Origin of the sequence: Nocardioides sp. CPCC 206347 (assembly GCF_048654605.1) — a bacterium.
Taxonomy (GTDB): domain Bacteria; phylum Actinomycetota; class Actinomycetes; order Propionibacteriales; family Nocardioidaceae; genus Nocardioides.
Map to the genome: position 1 here is coordinate 98,230 of NZ_JBMCYZ010000006.1, position 14,515 is coordinate 112,744.

The following is a 14,515-nucleotide window of genomic DNA, read 5'->3' on the forward strand; positions in this document are numbered from 1 at the left end:
CCACGAAACCCCCATTCCTTGGGCACTTTGCGTAGGTTGGAACCATGCGACCGGTTCGGGATTCACTCCTCGTGCTGGCGCGTAGCGGCACCGTCAAGAAGGTCGTGACGACGCTGCCGATCACTTCGGGAATCGTGCGCAGCTACGTGCCCGGCGAGACGGTCCGCGACGCCCTGACCGCCGTCGAGAGGCTTGCCGCGCACGGCATCCACACGACGATCGACCGCCTTGGCGAGGACGTCTTCGACGAGGCACAGGCAACGGCCACCGTCCAGGCCTACCGGATCCTGCTCGACAAGATCGCCGACCAGCGTCTTGGCAGCCGCGCCGAGGTGTCCCTGAAGCTCACCGCCGTCGGCCTGCTCCTCGATGACGGTGAGCGGATCGCGCTCGCGAACGCCCGCAAGATCTGTCGCGCGGCCAGCGGCGCGGGCACCACGGTCACCATCGACATGGAGGACCACACCGTCACCGACGCCACGCTCGGCATCGTGCTGGCCTTGCGGGAGGAGTTCCCGACGGTCGGCGCGGTCGTGCAGGCGTACCTCCACCGGACCGAGGCCGACTGCCGGACCCTGGCGTACGCCGGGAGCCGCGTCCGCCTCTGCAAGGGCGCGTACGACGAACCGGCCGACGTCGCGTTCACGGACCCCGGCGACATCGACCGGTCCTACGTCCGCTGCCTCAAGGCGCTCTTCTCCGGCGACGCCTATCCGATGATCGCCACCCATGATCCGCGGCTGATCGAGATCGCCGCGTCGCTCGCGAGCCGCTACGGCAAGGCGCCCGGCACCTACGAGTTCCAGATGCTCTACGGCATCCGCCCGGCCGAGCAGCGACGGCTGGCCGACAGCGGCGAGAAGGTGCGGGTCTACCTGCCCTACGGCGAGCAGTGGTACGGCTACCTGATGCGGCGACTGGCGGAGCGTCCGCAGAACCTGTCACTGTTTCTCACGTCCTTGATCTCCAGGAAGTGAGTGACGCATGACTGAGTCCCGACGGACTGCCGTGATCGGTGCCGGTGTGATGGGGGAGACCCTGTTGTCAGGCCTGATCCGGTCCGGCCGCGCCGTCGACCGGCTCGTCGTCGTCGAGAAGCGCGTCGAGCGCGCCGCCGAGCTCAGTGAGAAGTACGGCGTCTCCGTGGTCGCCGACGCCTCCGCTGCCGCAGAGGCCGACACCGTGCTGCTGGTCGTCAAGCCACAGGACATGTCCGACGTGCTCGCCGAGATCGGCCCGGCCCTGCGCCCCGGCCAGCTGCTCGTCTCGCTCGCGGCGGGCATCACCACCGGCTTCATCGAGTCGAAGGTCCCCGAGGGCGTCGCTGTCGTCCGGGTCATGCCGAACACGCCTGCCCTGATCGATCAGGGCATGGCTGCGATCTCGCCCGGTACCCACTGCGACGAGGGGCACCTCGCCGAGGCCGAGGGGTTGATGAGCTCGGTCGGGAAGGTCGTGCGCGTGCCCGAGAAGCAGCAGGACGCGGTCACCGCGATCAGCGGCTCCGGTCCGGCATACGTCTTCTTCGTCGTCGAGGCCATGATCGAGGCGGGCGTCCACCTCGGCCTGCCCCGCACCGTCGCCCACGAACTGGCCGTGCAGACCCTGGTCGGGTCGGCCCTGATGTTGCGCGAGACGGGCGAACACCCCGCCGTCCTGCGCGAACAGGTCACCTCGCCCGGCGGTACGACGGCCGCGGCACTGCGCGAGCTCGAGGTGCACGGCGTCCGTGCGGCCTTCCTCGCCGCCCTGGAAGCTGCCCGGGACCGGTCGCAGGAGCTCGGTTCGTAGGACGGTTCCTAGCTGGCGATCTGGCCGACCAGGTCGTTGAGCTCGGTCAGCCCGCGCACGGACTGGACGCGATCGCGGTCGCTGCGGGCGTCGTAGCGACCGTGGCGGTCGAGCAGGCGCGCCTGCAGGCCCGCCCGCTGGGCGCCGACGACGTCGTGGCGCAACGAGTCGCCCACCATCAGCGTCGAGGCAGGTGCGACGCCGAGCCGCGCGCACGCGGTGAGGTAGGACCGCGGGTCCGGCTTGGCGGCCGGGAGCGCTGAGGAAGCGAAGACGGGGACGTCCGGGCGGAGCAGGCCGGTGCGGCGCAGCTTGTTGGTCTGGATCGTCTCGTCGCCGTTGGTGAGGATGCCGAGCGGGATGCCGGCCCGGCGGACACGGGCGATCAGCGCTGCTGCGTCGTCGAACGCGCGCCAGGCTGCCTGGTAGCAGCCGAGGAAGCCGGCGAACACGTCGTCGGCCAGCTCGTCGTCGGCAAGGTCCCAGCTGGGCAGGAACGCACGGATCCGCACGCGCCGCTGCTCGGTGTAGGTCAGCTCCCGCCGCTGGGCGCGCTCGTAGTGGCGCGCCTCCAGCACGAACCAGCGCTCCACGTGGCTCTCGAGCTCGGCCGGCGACTCGGCCAGGCCCAGGCCCGTCAGCCATGCGCGCAGGCCCCGGTCGGCCGCGCCACGGTGGTCCACGAGCGTGTCGTCCAGGTCGAGGAGCAGCGCCTGGATCGTCATGTTGCGAAGTCTGCCAGCGACCGCCGACAGCACCGAGCGGCGGGCCGTGAACGAACCACACGGCTGTGACTTAACCGGCCCGGTCAAGACGACACGCCGCCACCTCAAAAGTTTCACTGGTGAATCTCTTCCCCACGCGTCACATCTGGCCCTATTGTCACGCTCAGGCGTCCGCAGAGTTCACTGCTGGGGAAGGCAGTGACGGGCGCGCAGAAAGCGGTGGTTGTCATGGCTCCTACGTCGCGCGAGCGCGCCGAGTCCCTTCCGGACCCGAAATTCCTCACCATCGCCGAGGTCGCCTCGGTCATGCGAGTTTCCAAGATGACCGTCTATCGACTGGTCCACAACGGCGAGCTGCCCGCGGTGCGGGTCGGGCGGTCGTTCCGGGTCACCGAGGACAACGTCAACGAGTACCTCCGCAAGTCCTTCTACGACGCTGGGTAGGTTGATCCCGGCCGGACACCACAGCCAGACCCCCGCCGTTGGCCGGGCTCGGGCTCACTCGCGTAAAGCGATCTTCATCCCATCTTCTTACGCTGATTCACCGGGGTCACTCGGTCACCGTTAGGCTGACCGGGTGCTCCGGGACTACCCGGAGCGTCGAACGTTCCGCTGGGCGACGTTGCCCGGCGACCTGGAGAGGTTCCACGTGGGTTCTGTCATCAAGAAGCGCCGTAAGCGGATGGCGAAGAAGAAGCACCGCAAGCTGCTGAAGAAGACGCGCGTTCAGCGTCGCAAGCTCGGCAAGTAATTCTTCTGCAGCAAGTGGTCATGCCGCGCGCACTGAGCGCGTCGGCCTGAGCTGAGGAGTCGGGGTATGGGCGCCGGTCGCACGGTCCTGGTCACGGGGGTCTCCCGTGACCTCGGGCGCACGTTCGCACGCACCCTTGCCACCGATCCCGGAGTCGACCGCGTCATCGGCGTCGACGTGATCCCGCCTCGCGGTGATCTCGGCGACGTCACCTTCGTGCGCGCCGACATCCGCACCCCGGTGATCGCCAAGGTGATCGCCAAGGAGGACGTCGACACAGTCGTCCACATGAGCGTCATCGCCACGCCCGGCTCGGCCGGGGCCCGCGGCACGATGAAGGAGCTCAACGTCATGGGGACGATGCAGCTCCTCGCGGCGTGCCAGAAGGCCGAGCAGGTCCGCCAGCTCGTCGTGAAGTCCTCGACCATCGCGTACGGCGCCAGCAGCCGTGATCCCGCGATGTTCACCGAGGACATGGAGCCCCGCCGCCCTGCGCGCACCGGCTACGCCAAGGACGTCACCGAGGTCGAGGGCTACGTCCGCGGCTTCGCACGCCGGCGTCCCGACGTCCAGGTCACCCTGCTGCGGTGCGCCAACGTGCTCGGTCCCCGGGTGATGAGCCCGCTGGCCTCGTACCTGCGGATGCCGGTGATCCCGACCGTGCTGGGCTTCGACCCGCGCCTGCAGTTCCTGCACGAGACCGACCTCAATCGCGTGCTGCGCCACGCGGTGCTCTCCGACACGGGCGGCACCTTCAACGTCGCCGGCGACGGCCTGGTCATGCTCTCCCAGGTGCTGCGCCGGATGGGCCGCACCAGCGTGCCGCTGCCCGGTGTTGCCTTCGGTGGCCTCGGTTCGGTCCTCAAGTCGGCCCGCGTGGCGGACCTGTCGCCCGAGCTGATGGCGTTCCTCACCTACGGCCGTGGCGTCGACACCACCCGGATGCGCACCGACCTCGGGTTCGAGCCGCAGTACTCGACCGCGGAGTCGCTGGCCGAGTTCGTCGCCACCCTGCCGCCCGCCGGCGGACGCGCGGACCGCGTCCTCGCTGCGCTGGCCGACCACCTGCCCCCGGTCGACGAGGACCGTCCCGCCCAGCTCACGCTTGCCGGAGACCACGATGGCCGACGCTGACATCATCCCGATCGGTACCCGCGGCCAGCCCGGCCGCGGCACCGGCACCCGACCGTCCTCGGCCGCGCGTGGCCTCGCGCCGAAGAGCGGTACGACGAAGAAGGCTGCGCCCGCGAAGCCGGAAGCGCCGACCGCCCCGACCGCCCCGACCGCCCCGACTGCCGAGCCCGACACCTCCGCGAAGGACGTCCGGACGTCGAAGCCGGCTGCTGAGGAGCCCGTCATCCGGACCGCGTCCGTGCTCGACGAGCCGGCCGCCGTACCCGCGGGGCTGACGGCTGCACGCACCGAGGAGCGCTCGAGCAACCCGTTGGCCGGTATCCCGGTCGGCGACTGGCTCGCCGCGTTCCAGCACGCCAGCCGCGAGCTGTTCGGCGACCAGTGGGAGCCCCAGCTGGCTCGCTTCCTGGCGTTCCTGCGTCGCCGCCTCACGGGCGACTACACCGTCGACGAGTACGGCTTCGACGAAGAGGTCACCACGCGCTTCTTCATGGCCGCGCTGCGCCCGATCGCGGAGAAGTGGTTCCGGATCGAGGTGCGCGGTGCGGAGAACATCCCCGCCACGGGCGGCGCCCTGGTGGTCTCCAACCACTCCGGCACGATCCCGGTCGACGGCCTGATGACCATGGTCTCGATCCACGACCAGACCGGGCGCCACCTGCGCCCGCTCGGTGCGGACCTCGTGTTCCGCCTGCCGATGGTCGGCGCCCTCGCCCGCAAGGGTGGTGCGACGCTGGCCTGCACCGAGGACGCCGAGCGGATGCTGCGCGGTGGCGAGCTCGTCGGTGTGTGGCCCGAAGGCTTCAAGGGCATCGGCAAGCCGTTCTCGGACCGTTACAAGCTGCAGCGCTTCGGTCGCGGGGGATTCGTCTCCGCCGCCCTGCGCACCGGCGTCCCGATCGTGCCGCTGTCGGTCGTCGGCGCCGAGGAGATCTACCCGCTCGTCGGCAACATCCCCTCGCTGGCGCGCCTCGTCGGGGTGCCCTACATCCCGATCACGCCGTTCTTCCCGCTGCTCGGTCCGCTCGGCCTGGTTCCGCTGCCCTCGAAGTGGCTGCTGGAGTTCGGCGAGCCCATCCGCACCGACGAGTACGACGCCGGCGCTGCCGAGGACCCGATGCTGGTCTTCAACGTGACCGACCAGGTGCGCGAGACGATCCAGCAGACGCTCTACAGCCTCTTGATGCAGCGCCAATCCGTCTTCAAGTAGTTTCGCCGAGCGCGTCTCCGGCGTAGATCCGGGGCAGCAAGCTGCCCGTCGACGCCTCCCGCCGCGCTGCCGGCGGCGCGGTTGCCTTGAGCACGACTTCAGTTGGCATGGCGGCAGGCCGGCTGTGCCGGTCGGGGACTGCAACAGTTGCCGGTGGGGCAACTACTGCAACAGGCCGCCGAGGAGTCCGCCGAGTCCGTCGACCAGGGTGCCGGTGAGCGTCTGCTCGCCGGGGGTCGGCGTGGAGCCGCCGCCGGGCAGACCGCCCGTGACGCCGTCGGTGACCTTGTCGATCACTTCGCCGACACCGTCGGTGACCTTGGTCGGCACCTCGGTGGGGTCGACGGGCGATGCGGGGCCGGTCGGCACCTCGGTCGGGAGCACCGGAGCCTTGCTCGGCTCGTCGTTCGGCTCGACCGTCCCGGTGCCGGGCGCGGTGACCGAGGCAGTGTCGGGGATCGTGCCGCTGAGCACGCTGCTGAGGGACTGCAGCGCGAAGTCGGGGATCTGGGCGAGGTCGCCCTCCGCACAGGCGGCACAGGCTTCCCAGGCAGCGACGTCGACCTGGCGAACGGTCTGCGTGGCGGTGATCAGGATCGAACGGCTCTCGCTCGGAACAACCGGTCCCAGCGCGCTCAGCACGTCCATGCTGTCAGCGGCGAAGGCCCGCAGTTCGGCGATCCGATCGCCCTCGCCCGTGGTGGCGTAGTCGTCGAGGGTGGCCTCGGACGCCTGCTCGGTCTGGTCGGTGAAGTCCTGCAGCGTCGAGGAGATCACGTCGGCGTCGGCGTCGTCGCGGGCAGCCAGCTCGCGCACCTCGCTGAGGCGCGACTCGGCGTGGGCCAGGAGCGTCTCGGCTCGCGAGGCCTCGTCGGCCTGCAGGTTGGTCTGGGCGTTCTCGATCGCACGCTTGACGGGGTACAGGACGTCACCCGGGAGGGCACTCTGCGAGGCCATGGCCATCGAGCCGGTGGCCGAGACGACGGCGAATCCGCCGACGACGGCCGCAAGGCGACGCTCGCGGGAGCCGCGGCGCTGGCGCGGGGTGAGCCGCGCGGCGAGCGCCTCGTCGACACGAGCGGGCTCGCGCTCGGCAGCGGCGATCAGCTGGGTGCGCAGGGAGGAGACGAAGTCGGGACGGGCGGTGACCGGTTCCACGGAGCGCAGCGCAGCAACCACGTCGAGCAGTTCGCGATGTCCCTCGATGTTGCCGGCCTTGCCGGTCACCAGGGCATCGAACTCCTCGGCGCGTCGCGACCAGGCGTTCCCGCGCATCACCATGTCCACCCTCGCTTGAGCAGGGTCAAGCAGACCCGTCCATCCGTACAGCAATCAAACGAGTGAACAACGGTGGAAGTTACGCGGGACAGGCCACGGCGGCGCGGCGCGGGGGCGGTCATCGCAGGCCCTCCGGCATCAGCTTCGCGAGATTGCGGACGCCGCGGAGCTGCAGCTGCTTGATGGCCCCGTCGCTGCGGCCCAGGGCCGTGGCGGTCTCGGCGATGCTCATGCCCTGCAGGAAGCGCATGATCAGGCAGTCGCGCTGCTCATTGGGCAGCTTGGTGAGGGACTCGAGCAGGATCTCGTTGGTGAGCCCGGCGAGAACAGCGTTCTCGGGTCCCTCTGTCGAGTCGTCGTGCTGGCCCATGTCCTCGGTGGTGAGCTCGAGGCGGGTGCGGCCGGCCTTGAAGTGGTCGGTGGCGAGGTTGCGGGCAATGGTCATCAGCCAGGCGCCGAAGTCCTTGCCCTGCCAGCGGAACGACGACATGTTGCGCAGGGCGCGGAAGAAGGTCTCCGAGCACAGGTCCTCGGCCACCACGACCGACCGGGTGCGGTAGTAGAGGAAGCGGTAGACCGAGGGCTGGTAGTGGTCGTACAGCATGCCGAAGGCCTCGGAGTCGCCGCCGCGGGCGAGCTCGACGAGGCCGATCAGGCGTTCGCGGGCTTCGGGGGAGTCCTCGGAGGAGGTGGCCAGGGTGGCGTCGCCGTACCCGGCCGGTCCGGAAGCGCCGCTGAACTCGTCGTTGGGGAGCTCGGCGTGGGCCTCGCTGAGCAGCCAGTGGTCCTCGCGACGGGCGCGCGAAGCGCCCGGAAGGCCACCCGTGCCAGCGATCGCGAGAGCCGGTTCGAGGGACAGTGCAGCGAGCACGGCGGCGCGCAGGGCGTCGAGCCCACGCGCGGTGCTGCTGCTTTCCCAGGTCATCCCCGGTCCCCTCCCTGTACCCCCACGGCGCATCCTACGGTGAAACCAATCAGAGTGTTACCCAAACCTGCGAACCGATCAGAGGGCCGATCGGACCAATTCAGGTGGTCACCCTGAGCGTCGCTGAGCCCCGTTCGCGGCCGGTCAGGACAGGAAGCGGCGGACCTGGCGTCGTACGACGGTGCCCGCGATCGCCGCCCCTGTAGCGGCGGTTCCGGCGATGAGCCCGGCGCGGGCCGCCTTGCGGCCGGTCCGGTAGTCGCGGATGCGCCACCCCTCGGCGCGGGCGTGGGCGCGGAGCTTCGCGTCGGGATTGATCGCACACGGGTCGCCGACGAGGCTCAGCATGGGCAGGTCGTTGTAGGAGTCGCTGTACGCCGAGCAGGCCGACAGGTCCAGGCCCTCGCGGTCCGCGATCGCCTGGACGGCGACCGCCTTCGCAGGTCCGTGCAGCATGTCGCCCACGAGGGCACCGGTGTAGACGCCGTCGACGTGTTCGGCGACGGTGCCGAGCGCCCCGGTGAGCCCCAGGCGTCGCGCGATCAGGCTGGCGATCTCGATCGGTGCCGCGGTGACCAGCCAGACCCGCTGGCCCTGGTCGAGGTGGATCTGGGCGAGGGCGCGCGTGCCCGGCCAGATCCGGTGCGCCATGCCCTCGTCGAAGATCTCCTCGCTGACCTCTTCGAGCTCGGCGACCGTGTGGCCGGCGATGAAGGCCAGCGCCGAGTTGCGGGCTTCGGCGACGTGCTCGGGGTCCTCGTTTCCGGAGATCCGGAAGTACGCCTGCTTCCAGGCGGCGCCGAGGATGTCGCGGGTGGTGAAGAACTTGCGGCGGTGCAGCCCGCGGGCCAGGTGGAAGATGCTGGCGCCCTGCATGACCGTGTTGTCGACGTCGAAGAACGCGGCCGCCCGCGTGTCGTTCGCCGGCGTCAGCGCACTCTCGACCTCCGCCGCGGCAGCAGCGGCCTCGCCTGCGAGCGTCGAACGCTGCTGCAGGTTCAGCCGGCGGGGGCGGTCGGCGGGGGTCATGCACCAATCCTAGGGATCGGCCGGTCCGTACGACCACCGGTCGTAGGATCGCCCCTATGTCATCTGCCGAGGCCACCGCTGCGCCGGACGTGGCAGCACTGGTGACGGCCGCTGCGACAGACTTTCCCGACCGGCTCGCGCTGGTCGAAGCCGGAGGTCGTGGCCTGACCTGGGGCGAGCTGGACGACGAGGTCGGACGCATCGCGACCGGGCTCGGCGCCGCCGGCATCCTGGCCGGCCACCGGGTCATGGTCGCCATGGGCAACCGCCTCGAGTTCGTGGTCAGCTACCTCGGCATCCTGCGCGCCCAGGCCGTCGCTGTCCCGGTCAATCCGGGCTCCACGGCCGAGGAGTTCGCGCGGATGATCACCGACGCCGGGGCGCGGCTGGTGCTCGCCGACGGCGGTGCAGTCGACGCGGTGCGCGCGGGCGTCGTACGACTTGAGGACGGCAGGTCGCCCCAGGTGATCGCGGTCGGTGCGGCCGCCGCCGATGGCGAGAGCACGTACGACGACCTGCGGGCCGAGCTCGGACAGGCGGTGCCGCCGCTCCTGGATCCCGAGAAGCTGGCGGTGCTGCTGTTCACGAGTGGCACGTCCGGGCTCCCGCGCGCCGCGATGCTCACCCATCGCGCGCTGCTCGCGAACGTCGCGCAGGTCGCCGATGTCGATCCGCCGATGATCCACACCGACGACGTGGTCCTCGGCGTGCTGCCGCTCTTCCATGTCTACGGCCTGGGTGCCGTGCTCGGCGGCGTGATCCGGCACCGGGCGAAGCTGGTGCTCGCCGAACGGTTCGACCCCGAGGGCACGCTCGACCTGATCGAGGACGAGGCCTGCAGCGTGATCCCGGTGGCGCCACCCGTGTTCGCTGCCTGGCGCCACGTCGACGCCCTGGCCGAGCGGCTCGGCCCGGTCCGGATGATCCTGTCCGGCTCGGCGCCCCTGGCGGCCGAGGTGATCGAGGAGTTCACCGCCCTGGCCGGAGTGCCCGTGCACCAGGGCTACGGCCTGACCGAGGCCTCGCCCGTGGTGACCAGCACCCTGTTGTCGGCGGGCTCCAAGCCGGGCTCGGTCGGTGCGGCCCTCACCGGCATCGACCTGCGGCTGGTCGACGAGGACGGACACGTGCTCGCCGGGTCCGAGGCCGACGACCCCGGCGAGATCCAGATCCGCGGCGCGAACCTCTTCAGCGGGTACTGGCCCGACGGTGCTGACGGCCCCGGCGCCGACGGCTGGTGGTCCACCGGCGACGTCGGTTTCCTCGACGCCGACGGCGACCTGTACCTCGTCGACCGGGTCAAGGAGCTGGTGATCGTCTCCGGCTTCAACGTCTACCCGAGCGAGGTGGAGGCGGTGATCAACGAGGTCCCCGGCGTCCGCCAGGCCGCGGTGGTCGGCACCCCCGACGAGAGCACCGGCGAGGCCGTCGTCGCGTACGTCGTCCCGGACGACGCCGGTGCGGACGCCGAGTCCCTGGTGGCAGCGGTCCGCGCATCGTGCGCCGAGCGGCTGGCGCCGTACAAGCGACCGGAGCGGGTGGAAGTGGTCGAGGCGTTGCCCCGCACGATCACCGGCAAGATCCGCAAGGGTGTGCTCCGCGGCGAGCAGCGCCGCCTCGCGATGGGCCTCCTCGAACCATGAGCGCTCCCCGGATCACGCTCTACGGCCGACCCGGCTGCCACCTCTGCGACGACGCGCGCCTGGTCATCGAGGCGATCTGTGCGGAGACCGGGGAGTCCTACGAGGAGATCTCGATCGACGACGACCCGGCGCTCGGCGACCGGTTCGCCAACGAGATCCCGGTGACCTTCGTCGACGGCAAGCAGCACGACTTCTGGCGCGTCGACCCCGAGCGGCTGCGGCGGGCACTCGCGGGTTGAGCCGGGTGCCTCCCCGGGAAGCACCACGGCCGCGACTATCCTCGGGCCACCATGCTCCTTCTCGTTTCGCCGCACCGCCGTCGGGTCGGCGTCGCGGTCGGCGTCGTCGCCGTCCTCGTCGTGCTGCTCCTCAGCCACTCGTTCGGCCGGGCCGTCCCGACCAACAACTACCGGCCGCTGATCACCACCGACGCCATCGAGAGCGGCTGCTACCCCCTGCCCGGTGACGCGAGGTTCGACGGCCTTGCCTACCAGGTGCGGTGGGACGAGGACGTCGCGACGCCCGAGGGCGAGCGGCGGCACCTCTACGGGCAGTACGACCTGGTGGACCGGGCCGAGGCGCAGCGGCTGCTGATCGCGGCCTTCACCAAGGTCGGATTCACCGTGGCAAGCACCAGCGCCGATCCTGATGCAGGCATCGACATCGGGCAGACCGTGTTGCGACGAGGGTCCACCGAGGTCAACCTGACCGTCACCGAGCTCCCCGACACCAGCGCCGAGACCCTCGTCCGGGGTGAGTTCGAGCTCGACCTGCCCGTCGTGGCGAAGGCCAAGGACGACCCGGTCTGCGACTTCCCCTCCTCCACCAAGCGATGGGCCGATGCCGGCAAGAAGCGTCGGGAGTCGATCAAGTGACCCGCCTCCTGCTGGCCCGACCCGCGTGGCTGCCGCGCCCCGAGATCCTGCTCGGCTGGCTCGTCGTCGCCCACGTCGTCCTCAAGCTGCTGATCTTCCCGCTGGTGATGCACGCAGCGCCCGTCGGTGACGAGTCGGCGTACCTCAACGGCGGGCGCGCGCTGTCCAACCTGCTGCGCGACAGCTTCGCCTTCACCTCACCCGACTCGGCCGAGCTCGAGCGCAACGTGGTGGCGTCGGGGTGGTTCATGCCCGGCATGCCGGTGGTGATCGCCCCGGTCTACCTGCTGTTCCCGGACGCGCCGATGTGGCTGGTCCGTGCCTACCTCGGGCTGTTCACGCTGGTCCTGTTCCTGATCGTGGTGCGCTCGGTGGCCCGTCGGCTCAGCCCCGGCTGGGCGTGCGTCCTGGTCGTCGTACCCGGTCTGATCCCGAGCTACGTCGTGTTCTCGTACGGCGCCTGGGGCGACCTGTGCGCCGGCCTGGTCCTGGTGCTGCTGATCGTCCACCTCGTGGAGATGTACCGGGGCCTGCGCGAGGGCAAGGCGCCGACCCTCAAGGAAGGGCTGGTGCTCGGCCTGCTCGCGACCGCCGAGCTCTACCTGCGCTCGAGCACGTCGCTGCTGCTCGCCGCCCTCGGTGTGGCGACCCTGGCGACGGCGGTCGTGATGCTGCGCGGGCGGGTCCGGCTGCGCGCCATCGGTTCGGCCGTGCTGGCCGGCGTGGTCTTCGTGCTGTTCCTCGCGCCCTGGTCGTACTTCGCGTCCGAGGCGCTCGGTGGCCGGGTGATGACGACCACCACCGTCCCGACCGTCATGGCCAACACGTTCGGCAACCGCAGCGAGGTCTGCTTCGGCCACTGCGATCCCGACAGCACGCAGTGGTTCCGGCCGCTGCGCTACGCCCGCGAGGTGGGCCGCTCGACCGACACCAGCGAGGTCGAGGTCCTCAAGCACATGTCGAGCTACGCACTGCGCGACCTGACGCCCTCGCACTACCTCGACCAGGTGGTGCACAACCTCGGTGCGTACTCGTTGCAACCGAACAACTTCACCGGCTACCTCCAGCCCGAGGAGGGTCGGGGGACCTTCGGCAACGCGGGCGCGCAGGTCGCCAACGCCGTCACCTGGGCGCTCTACGTCCCGCTGGTCCTGATCGGTGCGGTGTCGCTGTTGTTCCACGCACGTCGCAGCCTCGAGGCCCGGTTGCTCGACGTGCTGACCAAGCTGGCCCTCGGTGCCCTGCTGGTGCAGCCGTTCGTCCACATCGCCGGCGGGCGCTACTGGACGACGGCCGGTCCGATCCTCGCCATTGCGGCCTTCTCGTTCCTGCGCGAGCGCCAGCTCGCACGGCCCGGGGCCGTGCCGCCGCCGGAGGGGATCGTCACCGCGATGGACGGCACCGCCGTCACCTGGCTCGGGCGGGTGCAGGTGCTGCTGAGCGTGCTGACCGGCCTCGTGGCGGTCGTCCTGCTCGGCGCCGTGATCCTGTGAGCAACCCTGTTCCGGGCGCTCCTCTAGAGTCAGCCCCCATGGAAGGCACACGCGGCGACTCGGACGCCCCCGCGACGCACGACGGTCCCCGCCGGATCGCCTACGTCCTCCCCGTCTACAACGAGGAGGAGGGCATCGCCGTCTTCCACGCTGCTCTCGTCGAGGCGACCGCGGAGCGGCCCGACCTGGCCTTCGAGTTCGTGTACGTCGACGACGGCAGCCGCGACGCGTCCCTGGAACGCCTCATCGACCTGCGCGCCCAGGACCCCCGCGTCACCGTCGTCCAGTTCTCCCGCAACTTCGGGCACCAGCTCGCCGTGACCGCCGGGCTCGACCTCGTCGCCGAGGCGCAGTCGGCCGACGCCGTGATCGTGATGGACACCGACCTGCAGGACCCGCCGCGGGTCAGCGTCGAGATGATCGAGCGCTGGGAGGACGGCGTCGACGTCGTCTACGCACAGCGCCGGACCCGCAAGGACACCCCCTTCAAGCGGTTCACCGCGTTCGGCTTCTACTGGGTGCTCGACCGGCTCGCGTCGATCGAGATCCCGCGCAACGTCGGCGACTTCCGGTTGATGGACGCCCGCGTCGTCGCCGAGATCTCCCGCTACCGCGAGCACGACCGGTTCCTGCGCGGCATCGTGGCGCACGTCGGCTTCCGCCAGGAAGCGCACCTCTTCGACCGCGACGAGCGGTTCGCGGGCGAGACGGGTTACCCGTTCCGCAAGATGCTCAACTTCGCGGCGAGCGGCATCCTCGGCTTCTCGACCACGCCGTTGAAGCTGATCTCCCGCTTCGGCTTCGCGATCTCGGCCTTCAGCGTCCTGCTCGGCCTCTACGTGCTGGCCGTCCGCATCTTCAACCCCGACGAGTCCGTCCCCGGTTGGGCGTTCCTCGGCGTCGGCATGTTCATGCTCAGCGGCATCCAGCTCGTGATGATGGGTGTGATCGGCAGCTACCTCGGACGGATCTACGTCGAGGCGCAGGACCGGCCGCTGTACACCGTGGCCATGGTCGCGCGCGATGCCGTCGAGGCTCGCGAAGGGTCGGCCGTCGGTGTCGCTCCGCGCCGCCACCGTGACAGGGACCCGGGGGCGGAGTCCTGAGCCACCGGGCAACAGCGCTCCGGTTCGGCGCGGTCGGACTCTGCAACACCGCCATCGATGCGGTGCTGTTCGTGCTGCTGCACGACCAGCTCGGCATCACGGTCGCCAACTTCGTCTCCAGCAGCGCCGGCATGGTGTTCAGCTTCGTGGTCAACGGGCTGTTCACCTTCAAGGCCGACAAGCTCACGCTGCGGCACGCCGCGCTCTTCGTCGCCACCACCGGCCTGGTCATGTGGGTCGCGCAGCCGCTGTTGATCCATGGCTGGCTGTGGGTGCTCGAGCAGGGCCCGGACGTCACCCTGGCGGGCATGGCCGCGGACGACGTACGCATCTGGGGAGCGAAGCTCGCCTCGATCGCGTGCTGCCTGGTGCTGAACTTCGCTGCCTACCGCTTCGTGGTGTGGCCGGTCGAGCACCCGGGGGAACCGGCACCCAAGCTGGGCGAGTAGTCGCGGGGTGCGGGCGTCTTGTCGAGACGCTCCGAACCCCTCCGGGCACCCCGTGCAAGGGGGCTCACCAATTTTGTTCTCACGTTCACAAACTCCTACAGTGATC

The 14,515-nt window shown here is 70.2% G+C and carries 16 protein-coding genes; 12 read left to right on the top strand and 4 right to left on the bottom strand.

The genetic code is table 11. From position 1 onward, the window contains the following. The first annotated feature begins 44 nt into the window (after positions 1-44). Together ACOACQ_RS19780 and proC are read left to right on the top strand one after the other, a co-directional pair. Positions 45-977 carry a proline dehydrogenase family protein gene (locus tag ACOACQ_RS19780; RefSeq protein ID WP_420289130.1) on the top strand — a complete coding sequence of 311 codons (933 nt, stop codon included), beginning with the start codon at positions 45-47 and terminating at the stop codon, positions 975-977. A gap of 7 nt (positions 978-984) precedes the next feature. Next, positions 985-1,791 carry a pyrroline-5-carboxylate reductase gene (proC, locus tag ACOACQ_RS19785; RefSeq protein ID WP_420289131.1) on the top strand — a complete coding sequence of 269 codons (807 nt, stop codon included), beginning with the start codon at positions 985-987 and terminating at the stop codon, positions 1,789-1,791. An 8-nt stretch (positions 1,792-1,799) separates the two neighbouring features. Here proC and ACOACQ_RS19790 read toward each other — a convergent pair whose 3' ends face one another. Next, positions 1,800-2,516: an HAD family hydrolase gene (locus ACOACQ_RS19790; RefSeq protein ID WP_378597768.1), complete on the bottom strand. Its 717-nt coding sequence runs from the start codon at positions 2,514-2,516 to the stop codon at positions 1,800-1,802. 228 nt (positions 2,517-2,744) lie between these two features. On the opposite strand from ACOACQ_RS19790, the gene ACOACQ_RS19795 reads away from it, so the two are divergent. The 4 genes from ACOACQ_RS19795 to ACOACQ_RS19810 all read left to right on the top strand — a co-directional run bounded on the left by ACOACQ_RS19795 (position 2,745) and on the right by ACOACQ_RS19810 (position 5,611). After that, positions 2,745-2,960: a helix-turn-helix domain-containing protein gene (locus ACOACQ_RS19795; RefSeq protein WP_182379057.1), complete on the top strand. Its 216-nt coding sequence runs from the start codon at positions 2,745-2,747 to the stop codon at positions 2,958-2,960. Between the two features lie 205 nt (positions 2,961-3,165). Then, positions 3,166-3,267 carry a 30S ribosomal protein bS22 gene (locus ACOACQ_RS19800; protein ID WP_008356322.1) on the top strand — a complete coding sequence of 34 codons (102 nt, stop codon included), beginning with the start codon at positions 3,166-3,168 and terminating at the stop codon, positions 3,265-3,267. Between the two features lie 66 nt (positions 3,268-3,333). Continuing rightward, positions 3,334-4,401 (top strand): NAD-dependent epimerase/dehydratase family protein, encoded by a 1,068-nt coding sequence (locus ACOACQ_RS19805; protein WP_378597769.1) that lies wholly within the window; start codon positions 3,334-3,336, stop codon positions 4,399-4,401. After that, positions 4,388-5,611, top strand: coding sequence for a lysophospholipid acyltransferase family protein (locus ACOACQ_RS19810; protein ID WP_420289132.1), 1,224 nt, complete (start codon positions 4,388-4,390; stop codon positions 5,609-5,611). Before ACOACQ_RS19805 ends, ACOACQ_RS19810 begins: the two co-directional genes overlap by 14 nt. A gap of 162 nt (positions 5,612-5,773) precedes the next feature. Here ACOACQ_RS19810 and ACOACQ_RS19815 read toward each other — a convergent pair whose 3' ends face one another. The 3 genes from ACOACQ_RS19815 to ACOACQ_RS19825 form a co-directional block, all read right to left on the bottom strand. Then, positions 5,774-6,892, bottom strand: a complete 1,119-nt coding sequence (locus ACOACQ_RS19815) for a DUF5667 domain-containing protein (RefSeq protein WP_420289133.1) — start codon at positions 6,890-6,892, stop codon at positions 5,774-5,776. 115 nt (positions 6,893-7,007) lie between these two features. Continuing rightward, entirely contained in the window at positions 7,008-7,814 is an 807-nt protein-coding gene (locus ACOACQ_RS19820; RefSeq protein WP_378597772.1) for a sigma-70 family RNA polymerase sigma factor, read from the bottom strand. A gap of 144 nt (positions 7,815-7,958) precedes the next feature. Continuing rightward, complete coding sequence (locus ACOACQ_RS19825; RefSeq protein ID WP_378597773.1) at positions 7,959-8,843, bottom strand: HAD family hydrolase; 885 nt, start codon at positions 8,841-8,843, stop codon at positions 7,959-7,961. Between the two features lie 56 nt (positions 8,844-8,899). Here ACOACQ_RS19825 and ACOACQ_RS19830 point away from each other — a divergent pair, with 56 nt between their 5' ends. Genes ACOACQ_RS19830 through ACOACQ_RS19855 form a run of 6 tightly spaced genes read left to right on the top strand, consistent with a single transcriptional unit; the run spans position 8,900 to position 14,409 of the window. Beyond that, positions 8,900-10,486: a class I adenylate-forming enzyme family protein gene (locus tag ACOACQ_RS19830; RefSeq protein ID WP_378597774.1), complete on the top strand. Its 1,587-nt coding sequence runs from the start codon at positions 8,900-8,902 to the stop codon at positions 10,484-10,486. After that, positions 10,483-10,725, top strand: coding sequence for a glutaredoxin family protein (locus ACOACQ_RS19835; protein ID WP_378597775.1), 243 nt, complete (start codon positions 10,483-10,485; stop codon positions 10,723-10,725). The genes ACOACQ_RS19830 and ACOACQ_RS19835 overlap by 4 nt, the downstream gene beginning before the upstream one ends. Before the next feature lie 51 nt (positions 10,726-10,776). Beyond that, the gene (locus ACOACQ_RS19840; protein ID WP_378597776.1) at positions 10,777-11,361 is read left to right on the top strand and encodes a hypothetical protein; all 585 of its coding nucleotides are present in this window, start codon (positions 10,777-10,779) and stop codon (positions 11,359-11,361) included. Continuing rightward, positions 11,358-12,854: a hypothetical protein gene (locus ACOACQ_RS19845; protein ID WP_378597777.1), complete on the top strand. Its 1,497-nt coding sequence runs from the start codon at positions 11,358-11,360 to the stop codon at positions 12,852-12,854. Before ACOACQ_RS19840 ends, ACOACQ_RS19845 begins: the two co-directional genes overlap by 4 nt. Before the next feature lie 38 nt (positions 12,855-12,892). Next, on the top strand, positions 12,893-13,960 hold the full coding sequence (locus tag ACOACQ_RS19850; RefSeq protein ID WP_378597778.1) for a glycosyltransferase family 2 protein: 1,068 nt from the start codon (positions 12,893-12,895) through the stop codon (positions 13,958-13,960). Next, positions 13,957-14,409 (top strand): GtrA family protein, encoded by a 453-nt coding sequence (locus tag ACOACQ_RS19855; RefSeq protein ID WP_378597811.1) that lies wholly within the window; start codon positions 13,957-13,959, stop codon positions 14,407-14,409. Before ACOACQ_RS19850 ends, ACOACQ_RS19855 begins: the two co-directional genes overlap by 4 nt. The last annotated feature ends 106 nt before the right edge of the window (positions 14,410-14,515 follow it).